The following is a 19,189-nucleotide window of genomic DNA, read 5'->3' as shown; positions in this document are numbered from 1 at the left end:
AACGCGTTGAGGCCCAAACGACAAGGGATGCGAGCCTGATATAGCATCATTTTGTTTTAATAGAATTTTCCGAAACCACCTAAGTATCCTCTGATTGCTTGAAAAATGCGTTGTTGTGCTCCAGGCTTATATAACACGCTGAAATACAAGAGGACGGAATATGAACAAGAATCTAACAGGAATTCTGAGCGCAGCGGCTGTTTTGACTATGCTGGCAGGGTGTACGGCCTACGATCGTACGAAAGACCAATTTGTTCAGCCCGTGGTGAAAGATGTGAAGAAAGGGATGAGCCGGGCGCAGGTAGCGCAGATTGCCGGTAAACCGTCTTCCGAAGTCAGTATGATCCATGCGCGTGGGACGTGTCAGACCTACATCCTGGGTCAACGAGATGGTAAAGCTGAGACCTATTTTGTTGCTTTAGATGACACCGGACACGTGATTAACTCTGGCTACCAGAGCTGCGCAGAGTACGACACCGACCCGCAGGCAGCGAAGAAGTAACAACTGTTTATTGCCTGAGCACTCGGGAAAACCGGCCACTGCGCCGGTTTTTTTATGTCACACGATCTTAATTATTGACGCGAATTATTTACCTGAAGTGTGAGGGTGGTCATAACGCCAGGTCAAGGAGAGACAATTTAGTTGGTCAAGGAAATACCATCCGCCGGTGCAATCCCGTATACTCATTTCAGCCACCTAAAAAAGTAATTTAGCTGACGCAAGTTACCCAGAGCATGGATGCAGGTTAGGGCTTGCGAAGTGTCTGGTGACAGATAATCGCACATGAGGATCGTTTTAATGGAAAAGAAACACATTTATCTGTTTTGTTCTGCGGGCATGTCGACTTCATTGTTGGTTTCGAAGATGCGTGCTCAGGCCGAAAAATACGAAGTACCGGTTATTATTGAAGCGTTTCCTGAAACGCTGGCCGGAGAAAAAGGTCCAGTGGCCGATGTTGTATTATTAGGTCCACAAATTGCTTATATGTTGCCCGAAATTCAGCGTTTGTTACCCAACAAGCCTGTGGAAGTGATTGACTCGCTGCTGTATGGCAAAGTCGATGGTTTAGGCGTGCTTAAGGCTGCGGTTGCAGCAATTAAAAAAGCCGCAGCAAATTAATTATTTTATTTTAATTTTTCCCGTCAAAGAGTTATTTCATTAACATTCACCGCAATTATTAATTGCGGTATTTAAGGGTATTTTTCTATGAGTAACGCTATTGCTTCACTTGAAAAGGTACTCCTTCCTTTTGCTGTAAAAATTGGAAAGCAGCCACACGTTAATGCAATCAAAAACGGTTTTATTCGTTTAATGCCGTTAACCCTCGCAGGGGCCATGTTTGTATTAATCAATAACGTTTTCCTGAGCTTTGGGGAGGGGTCGTTTTTTTATTCAATGGGCATTCGACTTGATGCTTCAACTATTGAAACGCTGAATAGTTTGAAAGGCATTGGTGGAAACGTCTATAACGGTACGCTGGGTATCATGTCATTGATGGCGCCGTTCTTTATCGGTATGGCGCTGGCAGAAGAACGCAAAGTCGATTCTCTGGCTGCCGGGCTGTTATCCGTCGCCGCGTTTATGACCGTAACGCCATATAGCGTGGGTGAAGCCTATGCCGTTGGCGCGAACTGGCTCGGCGGTGCCAATATTATTTCCGGTATTATTATCGGCCTCGCGGTCGCGGAAATGTTCACCTTTGTGGTCCGTCGCAATTGGGTAATTAAATTACCTGATAGCGTACCGACATCCGTGTCGCGCTCTTTCTCTGCGCTGATTCCTGGCTTCCTTATCCTCTCCATTATGGGGATCATCGCCTGGGCATTGAACACCTGGGGTACGAACTTCCACCAGATCATCATGGATTCCATTTCAACTCCGCTGGCATCGCTGGGCAGCGTGGTGGGTTGGGCCTACGTGATTTTTGTTCCGCTGCTGTGGTTCTTCGGTATTCACGGTTCACTGGCGCTGACCGCGCTGGACAGCGGTATCATGACGCCATGGGCGCTGGAAAACATCTCCATTTACCAACAGTTTGGTTCCGTAGACGCCGCGCTGGAAGCCGGAAAGACCTTCCACGTCTGGGCGAAACCGATGCTCGACTCCTATATTTTCCTCGGGGGTAGCGGGGCTACGCTGGGTCTGATTATCGCTATCTTCCTGGCATCGCGCCGTCCGGATTATCGTCAGGTTGCTAAACTGGCACTGCCGTCAGGCCTGTTCCAGATTAACGAACCTATCCTGTTCGGTCTGCCGATCATCATGAACCCGGTGATGTTTATCCCGTTCATTCTGGTGCAGCCGATTCTGGCGGCGATTACGCTGGCAGCTTATTACTCCGGCATTATTCCACCGATTACCAACATCGCACCGTGGACCATGCCAACCGGTTTGGGCGCGTTCTTTAACACCAACGGTAGCGTCGCTGCTCTGCTGGTCGCGCTGTTCAACCTCGGTATCGCCACGCTGGTTTATCTGCCGTTCGTGGTGGTAGCCAACAAAGCGCAGAACGTTATTGATCAAGAAGAAAGCGAAGAAGATATCGCTAACGCATTGAAATTCTAAAATTTAATCCGGCATGGCTTCACGGTCATGCCGGACTGAACCAGAGGAAAAAAGTATGTTGGATATCGAGAACATCGTCGACACGCAGTCAGAAGCAGAAGAACTTGAAGAAGTGGTGATGGGTCTCATCATCAACTCCGGTCAGGCGCGTAGCCTGGCTTACGGCGCGCTCAAAATGGCCAAGCAAGGCGATTTCGAGTCAGCTAAGGCTATGATGGACCAGTCTCGCCTGGCGCTGAATGAAGCGCACCTCGTGCAAACGAAACTGATTGAAGGCGATCAGGGCGAAGGTAAAATGAAAGTTAGCCTGGTGCTGGTTCATGCTCAGGACCACCTGATGACATCAATGCTGGCGCGTGAGCTGGTGACTGAACTGATTGAGCTTCACGAAAAGCTGAAATAGCGAGGAGTGCATAATGCAGCTACAGATTAACGCACCGGAAATCAAAACCGTCTATGAGCAGCAGCTGTTTAATGGCAAAAATTTCCATGTGTTCATCTATAACAAAACTGAGAGCATCAGCGGGCTGCACCAGCATGACTACTACGAATTTACCCTGGTTTTAACCGGGCGCTATTATCAGGAAATCAACGGTAAACGCGTATTGCTCGAACGCGGGGACTTTGTTTTTATTCCATTGGGATCGCACCACCAGAGTTTTTATGATTTTGGGGCGACAAGGATCCTGAACGTCGGTATCAGTAAACGCTTTTTTGAACAGCACTACCACCCGCTGCTGCCATTTTGTTTCGTTGCATCACAGGTCTATCGGGCGAATAATTCGTTTCTCACTTACATTGAAACGGTTATTGCATCACTGAACTTTCGCGAGAGTGGGCTGGATGAATTTGTAGAAGTGGTCACCTTCTATATTATTAACCGGTTGCGCCATCATCGCGAAGAGCAGGTGCTGGATGATATTCCGCAGTGGCTTAAAACCACCGTGGAGACCATGCATGACAAACGGCAGTTTAGCGAGAATGCGCTGGAAAACATGGTACACCTGTCCGCGAAATCCCAGGAGTATCTGACCCGCGCAACCCAGCGTTATTACAGCAAAACGCCGATGCAGATCATTAATGAAATCCGCATTAACTTTGCTAAAAAACAGCTGGAAATGACTAACTATTCTGTAACGGATATTGCTTACGAATCTGGCTACAGTAGTCCAAGTCTGTTTATTAAAACGTTTAAAAAGCTGACGTCATTTACACCTAATAGCTATCGTAAGAAATTAACTGAATTTAATCAGTAGATATTATTTGCCAATAACCCATTTTTTATAGCTTGCCCAAAATAGCGTCGGGACAGCCACGCTATACCTGACAAACGGGTTGAGCATAATACACGTCAGTGTTTTGACACTGAAGGGAGAAAGTATGAGCCAGAAATTAAAAGTCGTCACTATCGGTGGCGGGAGCAGCTACACCCCTGAGTTACTTGAAGGCTTTATTAAGCGCTATCATGAATTACCGGTTTCTGAATTGTGGCTGGTTGATGTCGACGATGGAAAAGAGAAGCTGGACATTATTTTTGACCTTTGCCAGCGCATGATCGATAAAGCTGGCGTGCCGATGAAGTTGTTTAAAACGCTGGACCGCCGTGAAGCGCTGAAAGATGCTGATTTCGTTACCACCCAGCTGCGCGTAGGGCAACTGAAAGCCCGCGAAAAGGATGAACGCATTCCGCTGAGCCACGGGTATCTGGGGCAGGAAACCAACGGCGCTGGTGGGCTGTTCAAAGGTCTGCGTACTATTCCGGTTATCTTTGATATTGTCAAAGATGTGGAAGAACTGTGCCCGAATGCGTGGGTGATTAACTTTACTAACCCGGCCGGGATGGTGACGGAAGCGGTCTATCGCCATACGAATTTTAAGAAATTCATCGGTGTATGTAATATTCCTGTCGGCATGAAAATGTTCATTAGCGATGTGCTGGCGCTGAAAGAGAGCGATGACTTATCCATCGATCTGTTCGGTCTGAACCATATGGTCTTTATTAAAGACGTACTGGTGAATGGTAAATCACGCTTTGATGAACTGTTGGATGGCGTGGCTTCAGGTCAACTGAAAGCCTCCACCGTGAAGAACATCTTCGATCTGCCGTTCAGTGAAGGGTTGATTCGCTCGCTGAAGCTGCTGCCGTGCTCATATTTGCTCTATTACTTCAAGCCAAAAGAGATGCTGGCGATTGAAATGGGTGAATACTATAAGGGCGGCGCTCGCGCTCAGGTGGTACAGAAAGTGGAGAAACAACTGTTTGATCTCTACAAAAACCCGGATTTGAACGTGAAACCGAAAGAGCTGGAACAGCGTGGTGGAGCCTATTACTCCGATGCGGCCTGTGAAGTGATCAACGCCATCTACAACGACAAACAGACCGAGCACTATGTCAACGTTCCACATCATGGGCATGTTGACAATATCCCGGCGGACTGGGCGGTTGAGATGACCTGTACACTGGGACGCAACGGCGCCACGCCGCACCCACGTATTACCCATTTTGATGAGAAAGTGCTGGGCCTTATCTATACCATAAAAGGCTTTGAAGTCGCGGCGAGCAATGCGGCACTGAGCGGCGAACTGAATGATGTGCTGCTGGCGTTGAACCTGAGCCCGCTGGTGCATTCTGACAGCGATGCCGAGATTCTGGCGCGTGAGCTGATTCTGGCGCATGAAAAATGGCTGCCAAACTTCGCCGGGTGTATCGAGAAACTCAAAAGCGAACAACACTAACTGAGGTCGGCTATGGAACGCGTACTGATTGTAAATGCGGATGATTTTGGCCTGAGTAAAGGACAAAACTACGGCATTGTTGAAGCCTGTCGCAATGGCGTGGTCACCTCGACAACCGCACTGGTTAATGGCGCAGCCATTGACCATGCGGTACAGCTGAGTCGCGATATACCTGAACTTGCCGTTGGGATGCATTTTGTTCTGACGCTGGGCAGGCCGTTGACGGCAATGCCAGGCCTTACTCGTGACGGGTTACTGGGAAAATGGATCTGGCAGATGGCTGAAGAAGACACCTTGCCGTTGGATGAAATTTCTCAGGAACTGGCCGCGCAGTATCAGCGTTTTATTGACCTGTTCGGGCGGGAGCCAACGCATCTGGATAGCCATCACCATGTGCATATGTTCCCGCAGATTTTCCCTATCGTGGCCGGGTTTGCTGCCCAACGGGGGATTGCGTTACGGATCGATCGTCAGACGGTATTCCAGGCGTCTGACTTTCCGCAGACGTTACGGACTTCCCAGGGATTCAGCAGCGAGTTTTATGGCGAAGCGATTTCTGAAGCCCTGTTTTTGCAAACGCTTGACGCGTCAGCAGACCGGGGAGAGTCCTCGCTGGAAGTGATGTGTCATCCGGCCTTTATCGATGACATTATTCGTCAAAGTGCCTACTGTTACCCCCGCTTAACTGAGCTCGACGTGCTGACGTCTCCGTCACTGAAATATGCTATTGCGGAGCGCGGTTATCGTCTTGGCAGTTTTCTGAACGTCTAACTCCTGAGTTTGCGGCGCATAATGCGCCGCATTTTTTTAGGCAGGGATCGTGTCGATTTTTCCGGCGCGTGACCAGACGCGGTGCGCAGTCATTAGCGTCAGCAGGGTATCCATAAACTGTGCGTCTGCACTGTCTGCCTCCACCACGCCTTCTTCTCCTTCAGTTTTGATATCCAACGTTGCTTTAAACTGACGCGCATCGCCAGCCAGTGCGATAGGTTTTAAGTGCTTATACGCTTCGAGTAAGTAATATCGGGCATCACCGTTCATAGCGATATCTGCGATATTGCCACACGGAACGATAACCGCATCGACGGTCAGCGATGGTGAACCCGCAAAGGTACCGGCGATTGTCAGGACGGAACCATCATCGGCAACCACATTACCCATTCGGGAATAGAGCAGTTTGGCGTGAACGCCTTTGGCCTGTAAGGCTTGCATGATGGCAAGCAGGTCGCCCGATTTCACCTGGTCATTAAGTAGAATGGCGACCACGCGGCCCTTAATCTCACCTTGCGCACCCGCATATAAACTGAGTGACGGCGCACTTTTCAAACCATTGACGTTGGCCGGTGGGGTGATTTTGGCCTGTTCCTCGGTTAGCTCAAAACCGAGATTATCGGCAACCGCCTCGGCGAGGGCTGTATCAATATGGGCTAACTGTTCGACCACTCTTTCCCGAATATAGGGGCGCGTAACTTTGCTGAGTTCGAAGCTGAATCCGCCGATAATATGCTGCTGTTCAATTGGCGTCTGACTTAGCCAGAACAGGCGAGGGTGCGCATAGTATTCGCCAAAAGAGGGGCTACGTTCGCGGATTTTGTTTCCTTCAATCCGTTCCTGATACGATTCAAATCCACCGCGTTTTGGCCCCGGCGGCGTTTCACGCGGCCAGTTATCATTGATGGAATTAGGTTCATAGTTGGCCGGGTTGGTATCGATGTCCATACGATGCATGCCGTCACGCTGGAAATTATGGTACGGGCAGGTCGGGCGATTAATCGGGATTTCATGGAAGTTGGGCCCGCCCAGGCGACTGATCTGGGTATCGGTATAAGAAAACAAGCGGCCTTGCAGCAAGGGATCGTTGGTAAAATCGATACCAGGGACGATGTGTCCGGGATGAAAAGCGACTTGTTCATTTTCGGCGAAGAAATTATCCGGATTACGGTTCAGCACCATTTTACCAACGCGTTGTACCGGAACCAGCTCTTCCGGGATCAGCTTGGTCGGGTCGAGCAGGTCAAAATCGAACTTGAATTCGTCTTCTTCAGGAATGAGCTGCAGCCCCAGTTCGTATTCCGGATAATCGCCTGCTTCAATAGCTTCCCACAGATCGCGGCGATGAAAATCGGGATCACGACCGGTAAGTTTTTGCGCTTCATCCCATACCAGCGAAGCTTTGCCCGCCAGCGGTTTCCAGTGAAAACGGACAAAGGTGGCTTTCCCTTGCGCATTTATCAACCGGAACGTGTGAATGCCAAAGCCTTCCATCGTGCGATAGCTGCGTGGAATACCCCGGTCGGACATCGCCCATATAACGTTGTGCAACGTTTCTGGCTGTAACGAGACATAATCCCAAAAGGTATCGTGGGCGCTTTGACCCTGTGGGATAGCCCAATGCGGCTCCGGTTTTACCGCATGAACGAAATCCGGGAATTTATGGGCATCCTGAATGAAGAAGACTGGCGTGTTGTTTCCCACCAGATCGAAAATGCCCTCCTCAGTATAAAATTTGGTCGCAAATCCTCGAATATCTCTGACCGTATCCGCTGAGCCTGCGCCGCCCTGAACCGTAGAGAAACGGACAAAAACCGGGGTGATTTTATTTTCATCACTCAGAAAGTCCGCTTTCGTTGTCGCGCTGAGACTGGCATAGGGCTGAAAGTAACCATGAGCGGCCGAACCTCGGGCATGTACGATCCGCTCCGGGATGCGTTCGTGATCAAAATGGGTGATTTTTTCCCGCAGGATAAAGTCTTCCAGCAGAGTTGGCCCACGGTTTCCTGCGCGCAGAGAGTTCTGATCGTCCGCGATGCGCACTCCCTGATTGGTTGTCAGAGCAAAATCTTCGCTGCCTTTGCGAAAACTTTCCAGCGCGTTGAGTTTGTCACTTTTGGTGTCAGGCGCTTTTAAGCTGCCGGACGTAGTGGGCTGCATTCCTGGTGGCGTGGGTTCAGGTGTTGGCCGATGTGAACCGTCTGCTGGCGCCAGTGAGTCAAGTCCTGGCTGGGATTCGCTGGCATCATGAACCGGCGCTGAGTGATGGAGTGGGTGCTTATCATTCTGTGACATTAAACTCGTCTCCTGTTTTCATCGCTTAAAGGTCGTTGTTGCCGTCAAAAGCTTTAACTATAGACCACTTGCTCAGTGGTGCAGGAACTGACCGAGGGCGTAAAGCGCGATGAACCAGGCAAACAGCGCACGCAAGGCAGGACGTCAGGAGGCAAAATCGGCTAAGATAGCCGTTTTCTGATTTTTAGAATTAGTCTTTAGTGAAGCAACTGATTATGAAACCTCTTCGCCAACAAAATCGTCCGGTAATTAGCTATGTTCCTCGCGTGGAGCCAGCCCCACCAGAGCATGCAGTTAAAATGGATGCGTTTCGTGACGTATGGATACTGCGCGGAAAATATGTCGCTTTTGTCTTAATAGGGGAGGCGTTTCAGCGTTCGCCTGCATTTACGGTCCCGGAATCAGCGCAACGCTGGGCTAATCAGGTTCGCCAGGAAAATGAACTGAGCGATTAATGGATATAAAAAAACCGCCGGAGCATGACACTCCGGCGGTTTTTTGTTTTTCAGATCTAACAGATTTAGCGATGCGCCAGTTCGGCGTTATCGTCGCTGTCCAGAATTGTTTTATCGGTCTGTTTCAGCCATTGGCTGGTCAGCGTACCGGCTGTCATAGAACCGCTCACGTTCAGCGCGGTACGACCCATATCGATCAGCGGCTCAACGGAAATCAGCAGCGCAACCAGCGTGACCGGCAGACCCATAGCTGGCAGGACGATCAGCGCGGCAAACGTTGCACCGCCACCCACACCCGCAACCCCTGCGGAACTGACGGTTACGATACCAACCAGCGTGGCAATCCACATCGGGTCCAGCGGGTTGATCCCGACGGTCGGGGCGACCATTACTGCCAGCATTGCCGGGTACAGCCCTGCACAACCGTTCTGGCCAATGGTGGCGCCAAAGGATGCGGCAAAAGAGGCGATGGATTCAGGCACGCCCAGACGACGGGTTTGCGCTTCAACGTTCAGCGGAATTGAGGCTGCGCTGGAACGGCTGGTGAAGGCGAAAGTCAGCACCGGCCACACCTTGCGGAAGTATTTCAGCGGGCTAACGCCGTTAACACCCAACAGGATCCCGTGTACCACGAACATAATCCCCAGACCGAGATAAGAGGCCACGACGAAGCTACCCAGCTTGATGATGTCCTGCAGGTTGGAGCCCGCAACCACTTTGGTCATCAGCGCCAGAACACCGTACGGTGTCAACTGCATCACCAAACGAACCAGCTTCATCACCCAGCTTTGCAGGGTATCGATAGCAACCAGTACACGCTCGCCTTTCGGCGCATCATCTTTCAGCAGCTTCAGTGCGGCAACACCGAGGAATGCAGCGAAGATAACCACGCTGATAATTGACGTCGGGTTAGCTCCGGTCAGATCGGCAAACGGGTTTTTCGGGATAAACGACAACACCAGTTGTGGAACGCTGAGGTCAGCTACTTTGCCAACATAGTTGGTTTCAATCGCGTTCAGACGAGCGGTTTCGGCCCCACCTTGCACCAGACCTTCTGCGGTCAGGCCGAACAGGTTGGTCACCAGAACCCCTACCAGCGCGGCAATCAGCGTAGTAAACAGCAGTGTACCGATGGTCAGGAAGCTGATTTTACCTAACTGAGAGGCGTTGTGCAGACGCGCAACGGCGCTGAGAATAGACGCAAACACCAGCGGCATGACAATCATCTGCAGCAGTTGGACGTAACCGTTGCCGACAATGTTGAACCACTGTACGGAATCTTTAAGAACCTGGCTGTCGGAACCATAAATGGTGTGCAGGGCGAGGCCAAACACCACACCCATGACCAGACCGACCAGTACTTTTTTTGCCAGACTCCACTGCTTGTGACGGGCTTGCGCCAGCACGAACAGCAGCACTACGAACACGATAATGTTCGCGATTAATGGATAGTTCATCCCCGTTCTCCTGATCTTATTATGCGTATCACCGTGTGACGGTGATTCTGTTGGCGCAAGATTAGCAGAACTGTGACTTGCCTCTTATATTCAAATGGAATTGTTTATACCAAAAATAACTTTTTGGCTGATTTATTAGTCAACCTGGTGCGTTATAAAACGATTAAACTGCATTTGCAGCGTATTTATCATCTGTGATGACCAGCGCACCGCACTGTTCTCTTGTACGGTCTGCGGCATCCAGATTGCCCACGCGAACAGCGCCATGCACAGAAACCGCTCCAGTTGGTTGCCTTTTTGCGGCACGAGGATAGGCAGACGAAAACGCCAGCGGCAGGGCCAAAGCAGGGGGACGCCCGCCGGGGTCAACATGTCGGCCAGAATGTGGCTGAGATAACCGAGAACCATACCTTGTAAGGCATCCGCTGGAATTATCCAGGTATCAGGGACTTTCAGGTAAAACGTGGCCAGCAGGGCAAAAACCGCCAGCAGGCTATGCGTAAACCCGCGATGACCAAATGCCCGGGCAATGGGCTTTGATACCCACTTCAGACGCTGCCCCAGCAGGGATTTGGGATGATCGATATCCGGCAGTAAGCACGTCAAAATGGCTGAAGGAACAATATGCCACCAGTCACCCTGCGCAAGAACGGGCGTTAGCTCGGCATTCTTGGCAAATACCGCACAGGCAATAGAAAAAAGAAGGTGACCTTCCGCCGTCATGATAAAACCCAATAAACTGTCGATTCATACAGTATAGGGGTTTTATACAGTAGGCGGAAGAGGTGACGTTGTAACCCTTTGTCACAAGTGCGCCTTTACCGCGCCAGCCAACCGCCATCCACGACCAGCGTATAGCCATGTATATAGTCCGAGGCTGCACTTGCGAGGAACACGACCGGGCCTTTCAGGTCATCAGGCGTGCCCCAGCGTCCGGCAGGCGGGCAATGCGATCATTGCCCGTCGCAGGATTAGCCGCGCAGGTGGGCGGCAGTGAGTTCGGTGAGCGAGGCCAGTTTGACGTCGGCCAGAACGAAGCGAGGATCGTCCTGATTTTCATGCGCAGGTACTACGATGGAACGCATACGGGCGGCTTTCGAAGCAATCATGCCGTTCACCGAGTCTTCCAGTGCTACGCAGTTTATAGGGTCAATGCCCAGTTTCGCCGCGCAATCGAGATAAACCTGCGGGTGCGGTTTGCTGTAGGGCAGTTTTTCCGCAGAAGCCAGTGCGTCGAAGCTGCTGCGCAGATCAAACATGGTTAGCACTTTTTCCAGCATATGCAGCGGCGAGGCGGATGCCAGTCCTACTTTCAACCCCTGAGATTTACACAATGCCACGGCCTCACGCACGCCCGGCAGCAGTGGTTTTGTTTCTTCAACTAACGCAATTGCCCGGGTAATGATGCGCTCAGTAACTTCCTGACGTGAGGGACCGTTCCACGGTTGCTGTGCAAACCACAAATCAACCACCATGTCGATGCGTAAGCCAAGTGTATCGGGAAGTTCATGGCGGCGGGAGATATCAACGCCTAAACTTGCTATCACATCCAGTTCGGCCTGATCCCAAAGCGGTTCAGAATCGACCAGTAATCCATCCATATCGAAAATTGCAGCAAGAATTTGACGCGGGGTTGACATCACAACCTCTCCTTTACGGGTGATAAAAGGGATTAAGAGCCAGCCAGGACGGGCTCTGAGCGTTCATTATGGCTAATTCAGCAGTATACCGCCTTTAAAGATCAGGCGAAAACGATAATCAACGGGTAAACTTAGGCCAAAATGACACGTCTTAATCAAGGGGAACTCATGACGTATCAACAAGCTGGACGCATTGCCATCTTGAAAAGGCTGGTGGGATGGGTGATTTTCATTCCCGCGCTGATTTCAACCCTGGTTTCAGTACTGAAGTTTATGTATGCGCACAGCGAAAAGCAGGAAGGGATTAACGCGGTCATGCTCGATTTTGCACACGTGATGATCGACATGATGCGCGTGAACACACCTTTTCTTAACGTGTTTTGGTATAACTCGCCGACGCCCGATTTTCAAAGTGGACTGAATCTCGTTTTTTGGCTGATTTTCATTCTGATTTTTATCGGTCTGGCGTTGCAGGATTCAGGCGCCAGAATGAGCCGTCAGGCGCGTTATTTACGCGAGGGCGTTGAGGATCAGTTGATTCTGGAACAGGCAAAGGGCAGTGAAGGGTTATCTCGCGAGCAACTTGAGTCGCGTATTGTGGTACCGCACCATACGATCTTTTTACAAATTTTCCCGCTCTATATTTTGCCGGTGATCGTTATCGTGATTGGCTACTTCTTCTTTTCATTACTGGGTTTTTTGTAACTGCTGCACTATCAGGCCTGACGCGTTGCGAAACGCCAGGCCAGATAAGCAACGGCGACTTTGCTAAGCCGCCAGTAACCTGTCCAGCGCTTTCTGCGCCACGACCAGATGCTGTCCCCCGAACAGAATAGCCCTGTTCAGCAGCGTATAGAGCTGGTAGACAGGCTGTCTGTCGAGAAAATCCAATGGTAGCGGAGAAACAGACTGATAACCGTCATAGAGTTGCGGCGGCTGATCGGTATGTAACGGCAGCATTGCCAGGTCACACTCTCTGTCCCCCCAGTAGCAGGCAGGGTCAAAGATGTACGGGCCGTTCGGGCCGAGGGCGCAGTTCCCGGACCACAAATCACCATGCAGAAGAGATGGCTGCGGCTGATGAGAAGAGAGACGCTGCTGAACATGCTCGACAATGGCGTCGATATTGCCAAACGCAATGCCTTTTTCAGCGGCGAGTTCCAGCTGCCAGCCAATACGCTGCTCAGCAAAAAAGGTTGACCAGCGACGTTGCCAGGTGTTGGGCTGCGGCGTGGTAGAGAGCGCATTATCAAAGTCGAGCCCAAACTGCGGCTGATCGCTCCATTCATGCAAATGCGCCAACTGTTGGCCGAGGATAAACGCGTTGTGCGCATCAAGCGGACGGGGAGGGAGGAAATCCATCACCAGAAAGCTGTAATCTCTGTCTGCGCCTACCGCCCAGACTTTCGGTACAGATACGGTTTGACTGCGAGAAAGTAGCTCCAGCTGATCGGCTTCCGCCGTAAAGCCGGTTAACAGCTCTCTTTCATCGCATTTAACGAAAAAATCGCGCCCCGCATAGCGTAAATGCCATGCGGCGTGGATCTCTCCGCCGGGCAGTTCGTTACGCAGTTCGATTTCGCCTTCACCTAATTGCTCGCTTAAAAGACGACTGATAGCCTGCCACATGATGTCTCTCCCCATGTTGTCTGCCAGATCATAAGGTTAGCGCAAGAATGCGGTTAAAAAACACGAACTGACGCACACCACGGACGCGTCATCGCTGGAAAGGCACTTAATGTGTGTCGTTCTTCTTCACCTCGCATCGTTGTGAAGACGCCCGGTCGCACATGATTCACTTCTTTGTAATCATGTGATTTTTTATCATAGACGTATAACACCCATGCCGACAGTTTTACGGGGAAATCCCCTTGTATCTAGACAAGGGGAAGCCGTTATTACTGAGCCAGATACGCGTATATTTTTTGCGTATCGTCTAAAGCGCACAGACGCGTACCCTGATTCAGGGTGGCGGCGCTACCTGCGGCGACACCGTAACGAACAATATCTGCAAAAGGTGCGCTCTCAGCCAGTTTAAGCGTCATGGCCCCGACCATACTGTCGCCCGCGCCTACGGTACTTTGACTCTTCACCGGTGGCGGAACCACCTGGACACAGGTTTCACGATCAACGCCCAGCGCTCCTTGTGGTCCAAGCGAGACTACTACGCGATGCGCTTTTCCGCTTTGCACGATTTCTTGTGCGGCGTTGCGCACATCATCGGGCTGCGTGAGTTCGCGATTCACCAGCGCGCTCAGTTCTTTGAGGTTAGGTTTGACCAGTTCGATATTGCCGATGGTTAATGCTGCCGCCAGCGCTTCGCCAGAACTATCGACGATACAGCGAATCCCTTGTTTTTGTGCTGTGGTAATGAGCCGGGTCAGCTTCTCAAGCTGTACGCCAGGCGGCAAACTGCCGCTAATAACCAGCAGTGCGCCAGACTCAATTTCCAGCACCTGATCCTGAAGCTGGTAGAACTCATCATCGGTGAGCGCAGCGCCTGGCATGACGAAGCGATACTGTTCGCCGCTGGACTCAACGTGGACATGGAGATTTTGTCGGGTCCAGTCTTTAGCTTCGACGGTGGATACGGGAACATTTTCGTCGGCGAGCAAAGTAACAAGATGCTCTCCGGTGGCGCCACCCGCAGGGAAGATGGCCGTAGCGGTGCCGCCAAGATGGGCAATTGCGCGAGCGACGTTGATGCCGCCGCCGCCGGGTTCAAAAACCGGCGAGGTACAGCGAAGCTTACCTTCCGGGTAGATTTGCGGCGTGATTGTTGCGCTATCGAGAGAGGGCGCAAGTGTTAACGTATAGATACGTACCATCTTTACCTCCTGTTAGGCTGTCCTCAGTCTGGCACTTAACCCCCCGAAAGTGAAGTAATTAACAACATGATTTTTCATATCTTTATTTAAAATAATCGCGTTAAAGATATATAAATAAAAAAACGGTTTAGGAACGCTCTTATTCAAAAAATGAAATAAGAATTTATTGCTATGTTATTCGAGTCTTTTTATAATTTGTTACCTTTCAAGGGTCTTTTGTCATTGATCCATATGAAAGTTTCCGAGACCGTTATGGTCTCTTTTTTTGTTGTACGGACTCTTAATAAATGAAGCTTTTGAAGACAGTGCCCGCAGCGTTACTGCTGACGGGTGGCCTGCTTGCGTCAATGCAGGCTGCCGCCGATGATTCCGTTTTTACTGTCATGGATGACCCTTCCAGCGCGAAAAAACCCTTTGAAGGTAACCTGAACGCGGGATATCTCGCCCAGTCAGGCAACACAAAAAGTTCTTCTTTAACTGCAGACACCACCATGACCTGGTACGGTCAAACTACGGCGTGGTCTTTGTGGGGAAATGCCAGCAATACCTCCTCAAATGATGAGCGTTCATCAGAGAAATATGCCGTAGGTGGCCGTAGTCGTTACAACATGACCGACTATGATTATCTCTTTGGGCAGGCAAGCTGGCTGACCGACCGTTACAACGGCTATCGCGAGCGTGACGTGCTGACCGCAGGTTATGGTCGTCAGTTCCTCAACGGACCAGTGCACAGCTTCCGTTTTGAATTCGGTCCTGGTGTGCGCTATGACGAGCACACGGATGGCACCACCGAAACACAGCCGCTGGGCTATGCGTCCGGGGCCTATGCGTGGCAGATGACGGACAATACTAAGTTTACGCAAGGTGTGTCGGTATTTGGTGCTGACGATACAACGCTCAATTCTGAAACGGCCTTGAACGTTGCTATCAACGAACACTTTGGGTTAAAGGTGGCTTACAACGTTACCTGGAACTCTGAACCACCGGCAACAGCGCCGGAGCATACCGATCGTCGTACTACTGTGTCACTCGGCTATCGTATGTAATGACAAGCCGGGTCAAATAATTGGCCTGGCTTTTCTCAATTAACGTTAAATTTATTTAATATTAAATTTGTGTTTTATTTTTAATACTTATCAATAACGCGCTATTTTCAGACGAATTCGATTTAATTGATAAATACAACGGAACCGGAACAGCGTGTGCCAGTATTTTAACCCCAGATCATCGCAGCCCAACGTAGCATCAGCATTGCCGCACAAATAACGAGCAGTATCACAACCATCTTCCAGTGTTTCTTCGCAAAGCGATTTGTTGGCATTGTCCTTTTCCTGCTCAGGTTAGATAACTTTATACAAGTGTAACAAAAACGTCAGGGTGTCAGTGAATTGATTTACATCATAGAGTGCGCGTTGATTGTTGCTTTGATCGGCTCGTAATGCCGTGTACACTGTCAAACGGTGTTATCAAAAAGCGGGTGTAGGTCCAGTGTAGCCATTAAGGCGACCAGTGACATATTTCGCAGAGTGAAGCGGGAATCAGCCCACACCTTTTTGATGATTTTAAATATTGAATCTTTGTATGTGATCTTACGTGTGGGTCACCACTGCAAATAAGGATATAACATGCCTGTTATTACTCTTCCTGATGGCAGCCAACGCCATTACGACCACGCTGTAAGCCCCATGGATGTTGCGCTGGACATCGGTCCAGGTCTGGCGAAAGCCACTATTGCTGGCCGTGTTGACGGTGAGCTGGTAGATGCTTCCGATCTGATTGAGCATGATGCGAAGCTCTCCATCATCACCGCGAAGGATGAAGAAGGTCTGGAGATCATTCGTCACTCCTGTGCGCACCTGTTAGGGCACGCGATCAAACAACTCTGGCCGTACACCAAAATGGCGATCGGACCGGTTGTTGATAACGGTTTTTACTACGATATCGATCTTGACCGTACGCTAACCCAGGAAGATGTCGACGCGCTCGAGAAGCGGATGCACGAGCTCGCTGAGAAAAACTACGATGTCATTAAGAAGAAAGTCAGCTGGTACGAAGCGCGTGAAACCTTCGTGAAGCGTGGCGAGACCTATAAAGTCTCCATTCTTGATGAAAACATTGCCCATGATGACAAGCCTGGCTTGTACCATCATGAAGAATATGTCGATATGTGCCGTGGCCCGCACGTGCCGAACATGCGTTTCTGTCATCACTTCAAACTGATGAAGACCGCTGGGGCATACTGGCGTGGCGACAGCAATAACAAGATGCTGCAGCGTATTTATGGTACTGCGTGGGCCGATAAAAAAGCCCTGAGTGCCTACCTGCAACGTCTGGAAGAAGCGGCCAAACGCGACCACCGTAAAATCGGTAAGCAGCTTGACCTGTATCATATGCAGGAAGAAGCGCCGGGTATGGTGTTCTGGCACAATGATGGCTGGACAATCTTCCGTGAACTGGAAGTCTTTGTTCGCTCAAAACTGAAAGAATACCAGTATCAGGAAGTTAAAGGTCCGTTCATGATGGACCGCGTGCTGTGGGAAAAAACAGGTCACTGGGATAACTACAAAGATGCGATGTTCACGACCTCCTCTGAGAACCGTGAATACTGCATTAAGCCCATGAACTGCCCGGGCCACGTGCAGATCTTCAATCAGGGTCTGAAATCCTATCGTGATCTGCCGTTGCGTATGGCCGAGTTTGGTAGCTGCCACCGTAATGAGCCGTCAGGCGCGCTGCATGGCCTGATGCGTGTTCGTGGCTTCACTCAGGATGATGCACATATCTTCTGTACAGAAGAGCAGATCCGTGATGAAGTTAACGCTTGCATTCGTATGGTCTACGATATGTATAGCACCTTTGGCTTCGAGAAAATCGTCGTCAAACTGTCCACTCGCCCCGAAAAACGTATCGGTAGCGATGAAATGTGGGACCGTGCTGAAGCTGACCTGGCCGTTGCGCTGGAAGAAAACAACATCCCGTTTGAGTACCAACTGGGTGAGGGCGCATTCTACGGTCCGAAAATTGAATTTACCCTGTATGACTGCCTCGATCGTGCATGGCAGTGCGGTACTGTACAGCTGGACTTCTCTCTGCCGTCCCGTTTAAGCGCCTCTTATGTTGGCGAAAACAACGAGCGTCAGGTGCCGGTTATGATTCACCGCGCAATTCTTGGGTCGATGGAACGTTTCATCGGTATCCTGACCGAAGAGTTCGCTGGCTTCTTCCCGACCTGGCTTGCGCCAGTTCAGGTTGTCGTCATGAACATCACCGATTCACAGTCTGAATACGTCAACGAATTAACGCAGAAACTACAAAATGCGGGTATTCGTGTAAAAGCAGACTTGAGAAATGAGAAGATTGGCTTTAAAATCCGCGAGCACACTTTACGTCGTGTCCCTTACATGTTGGTCTGTGGCGACAAAGAGGTAGAAGCAGGCAAAGTTGCCGTGCGCACCCGTCGTGGCAAAGACTTGGGCAGCCTGGACGTAAATGAAGTGATTGAGAAGCTGCAACAAGAGATTCGCAGCCGCAGTCTTCAACAACTGGAGGAATAAGGTATTAAAGGCGGAAAACGAGTTCAAACGGCACGTCCGAATCGTATCAATGGCGAGATTCGCGCCCTGGAAGTTCGCTTAACAGGTCTGGAAGGCGAAGCTTTGGGTATTGTGAGTCTGAGAGAAGCGATCGAAAAAGCTGAAGAAGCTGGAGTAGATTTAGTTGAAATCAGCCCTAACGCCGAACCGCCAGTTTGTCGTATTATGGACTACGGCAAGTTCCTTTATGAAAAGAGTAAGTCTTCTAAGGAACAGAAGAAAAAGCAAAAAGTTATCCAGGTTAAGGAAATTAAATTCCGTCCTGGCACCGACGATGGCGATTACCAGGTAAAACTCCGCAGCCTGGTACGCTTTCTGGAAGATGGCGATAAGGCTAAGATCACGCTGCGTTTTCGCGGTCGTGAGATGGCCCACCAACAGATCGGTATGGAAGTGCTCAACCGCGTCCGTGACGATCTGAGTGAACTGGCAGTAGTCGAATCCTTCCCTACGAAGATCGAAGGCCGCCAGATGATCATGGTGCTCGCTCCTAAGAAGAAACAGTAAGGCCTTCAAGTAGCAATGTCTGTGGAGCCTGCGGGTTCCACTGCCGTTGTTCGCCTACGTTTCGTTTATTAACAATGCGAAGTGGAAGTTATTAAAATGCCAAAAATTAAGACCGTACGCGGTGCTGCTAAGCGCTTCAAAAAAACCGGTGGTGGTGGATTTAAGCGTAAGCACGCAAACCTGCGTCATATTCTGACCAAAAAATCTACTAAGCGTAAACGTCACCTGCGTCCAAAAGGCCTCGTTTCTAAAGGCGATCTGGGTCTGGTTATCGCGTGCCTGCCGTACGCATAAGCCGTTAACGTTTAATTAATTTTTTTACTAAGAATATAGATACAGGA

General features: G+C 50.3%; 20 protein-coding genes and 1 pseudogene. 13 read left to right on the top strand and 8 right to left on the bottom strand.

The genetic code is table 11. The features are described 5' to 3' along the window. The first annotated feature begins 160 nt into the window (after positions 1-160). The 7 genes from osmE to chbG all read left to right on the top strand — a co-directional run bounded on the left by osmE (position 161) and on the right by chbG (position 6,073). Positions 161-502, top strand: a complete 342-nt coding sequence (osmE, locus tag HV350_RS14225; RefSeq protein ID WP_016152853.1) for an osmotically-inducible lipoprotein OsmE — start codon at positions 161-163, stop codon at positions 500-502. Between the two features lie 297 nt (positions 503-799). After that, the gene (chbB, locus tag HV350_RS14220) at positions 800-1,120 is read left to right on the top strand and encodes a PTS N,N'-diacetylchitobiose transporter subunit IIB (RefSeq protein WP_003832547.1); all 321 of its coding nucleotides are present in this window, start codon (positions 800-802) and stop codon (positions 1,118-1,120) included. Positions 1,121-1,207: 87 nt separating this feature from the next. Further along, positions 1,208-2,566 (top strand): PTS N,N'-diacetylchitobiose transporter subunit IIC, encoded by a 1,359-nt coding sequence (chbC, locus tag HV350_RS14215; RefSeq protein ID WP_003030619.1) that lies wholly within the window; start codon positions 1,208-1,210, stop codon positions 2,564-2,566. Between the two features lie 55 nt (positions 2,567-2,621). Then, positions 2,622-2,969, top strand: coding sequence for a PTS N,N'-diacetylchitobiose transporter subunit IIA (gene chbA, locus HV350_RS14210; protein ID WP_003030618.1), 348 nt, complete (start codon positions 2,622-2,624; stop codon positions 2,967-2,969). A 10-nt stretch (positions 2,970-2,979) separates the two neighbouring features. After that, positions 2,980-3,822 carry a transcriptional regulator ChbR gene (gene chbR, locus HV350_RS14205; protein ID WP_085951046.1) on the top strand — a complete coding sequence of 281 codons (843 nt, stop codon included), beginning with the start codon at positions 2,980-2,982 and terminating at the stop codon, positions 3,820-3,822. Positions 3,823-3,946: 124 nt separating this feature from the next. Next, a complete protein-coding gene (locus HV350_RS14200; protein ID WP_016152854.1) occupies positions 3,947-5,302 on the top strand; it encodes a 6-phospho-beta-glucosidase in 1,356 nt (451 codons plus the stop codon). Between the two features lie 12 nt (positions 5,303-5,314). Further along, entirely contained in the window at positions 5,315-6,073 is a 759-nt protein-coding gene (gene chbG, locus HV350_RS14195) for a chitin disaccharide deacetylase (RefSeq protein ID WP_019076632.1), read from the top strand. A gap of 36 nt (positions 6,074-6,109) precedes the next feature. On the opposite strand, the gene katE is transcribed toward chbG, so the two are convergent. Beyond that, positions 6,110-8,368, bottom strand: coding sequence for a catalase HPII (gene katE / locus HV350_RS14190; protein WP_181628752.1), 2,259 nt, complete (start codon positions 8,366-8,368; stop codon positions 6,110-6,112). Between the two features lie 212 nt (positions 8,369-8,580). Between katE and cedA the strand changes: the two genes are divergently transcribed. Then, positions 8,581-8,823, top strand: a complete 243-nt coding sequence (cedA, locus tag HV350_RS14185) for a cell division activator CedA (RefSeq protein ID WP_029139771.1) — start codon at positions 8,581-8,583, stop codon at positions 8,821-8,823. Between the two features lie 65 nt (positions 8,824-8,888). On the opposite strand, the gene tcyP is transcribed toward cedA, so the two are convergent. From tcyP to hxpB, 4 genes and pseudogenes are all read right to left on the bottom strand, one after another. Next, positions 8,889-10,280, bottom strand: coding sequence for a cystine/sulfocysteine:cation symporter (tcyP, locus tag HV350_RS14180; protein ID WP_019078417.1), 1,392 nt, complete (start codon positions 10,278-10,280; stop codon positions 8,889-8,891). A 135-nt stretch (positions 10,281-10,415) separates the two neighbouring features. Further along, on the bottom strand, positions 10,416-11,015 hold the full coding sequence (locus HV350_RS14175) for a metal-dependent hydrolase (RefSeq protein WP_087121839.1): 600 nt from the start codon (positions 11,013-11,015) through the stop codon (positions 10,416-10,418). Positions 11,016-11,098: 83 nt separating this feature from the next. Next, positions 11,099-11,221: pseudogene (locus tag HV350_RS14170) on the bottom strand (SDR family oxidoreductase); the annotation flags it as partial. A 30-nt stretch (positions 11,222-11,251) separates the two neighbouring features. Then, complete coding sequence (hxpB, locus tag HV350_RS14165) at positions 11,252-11,920, bottom strand: hexitol phosphatase HxpB (protein WP_016156335.1); 669 nt, start codon at positions 11,918-11,920, stop codon at positions 11,252-11,254. A gap of 168 nt (positions 11,921-12,088) precedes the next feature. On the opposite strand from hxpB, the gene HV350_RS14160 reads away from it, so the two are divergent. Next, entirely contained in the window at positions 12,089-12,625 is a 537-nt protein-coding gene (locus tag HV350_RS14160; protein WP_019076635.1) for a YniB family protein, read from the top strand. Positions 12,626-12,688: 63 nt separating this feature from the next. Here HV350_RS14160 and HV350_RS14155 read toward each other — a convergent pair whose 3' ends face one another. Both HV350_RS14155 and pfkB read right to left on the bottom strand, forming a co-directional pair. After that, positions 12,689-13,549 carry a fructosamine kinase family protein gene (locus HV350_RS14155; RefSeq protein WP_016152861.1) on the bottom strand — a complete coding sequence of 287 codons (861 nt, stop codon included), beginning with the start codon at positions 13,547-13,549 and terminating at the stop codon, positions 12,689-12,691. Between the two features lie 269 nt (positions 13,550-13,818). Then, positions 13,819-14,748 carry a 6-phosphofructokinase II gene (gene pfkB / locus HV350_RS14150; RefSeq protein ID WP_047500833.1) on the bottom strand — a complete coding sequence of 310 codons (930 nt, stop codon included), beginning with the start codon at positions 14,746-14,748 and terminating at the stop codon, positions 13,819-13,821. A 287-nt stretch (positions 14,749-15,035) separates the two neighbouring features. Between pfkB and HV350_RS14145 the strand changes: the two genes are divergently transcribed. Next, positions 15,036-15,794: a YdiY family protein gene (locus tag HV350_RS14145; protein ID WP_016152863.1), complete on the top strand. Its 759-nt coding sequence runs from the start codon at positions 15,036-15,038 to the stop codon at positions 15,792-15,794. A gap of 167 nt (positions 15,795-15,961) precedes the next feature. Here HV350_RS14145 and yniD read toward each other — a convergent pair whose 3' ends face one another. After that, the gene (gene yniD / locus HV350_RS14140; protein WP_003030590.1) at positions 15,962-16,069 is read right to left on the bottom strand and encodes a small membrane protein YniD; all 108 of its coding nucleotides are present in this window, start codon (positions 16,067-16,069) and stop codon (positions 15,962-15,964) included. Between the two features lie 304 nt (positions 16,070-16,373). Between yniD and thrS the strand changes: the two genes are divergently transcribed. The 3 genes from thrS to rpmI all read left to right on the top strand — a co-directional run bounded on the left by thrS (position 16,374) and on the right by rpmI (position 19,142). Beyond that, complete coding sequence (thrS, locus tag HV350_RS14135) at positions 16,374-18,302, top strand: threonine--tRNA ligase (RefSeq protein WP_181628751.1); 1,929 nt, start codon at positions 16,374-16,376, stop codon at positions 18,300-18,302. Between the two features lie 3 nt (positions 18,303-18,305). Then, the gene (gene infC / locus HV350_RS14130; protein ID WP_048997935.1) at positions 18,306-18,848 is read left to right on the top strand and encodes a translation initiation factor IF-3; all 543 of its coding nucleotides are present in this window, start codon (positions 18,306-18,308) and stop codon (positions 18,846-18,848) included. A 96-nt stretch (positions 18,849-18,944) separates the two neighbouring features. After that, positions 18,945-19,142 (top strand): 50S ribosomal protein L35, encoded by a 198-nt coding sequence (rpmI, locus tag HV350_RS14125; RefSeq protein ID WP_003030583.1) that lies wholly within the window; start codon positions 18,945-18,947, stop codon positions 19,140-19,142. Positions 19,143-19,189: the final 47 nt, after the last annotated feature.

This window comes from Citrobacter sp. RHBSTW-01013, assembly GCF_013781985.1.
Lineage (GTDB): Bacteria > Pseudomonadota > Gammaproteobacteria > Enterobacterales > Enterobacteriaceae > Citrobacter > Citrobacter braakii.
This window is presented reverse-complemented; position numbering and strand designations above follow the sequence as displayed.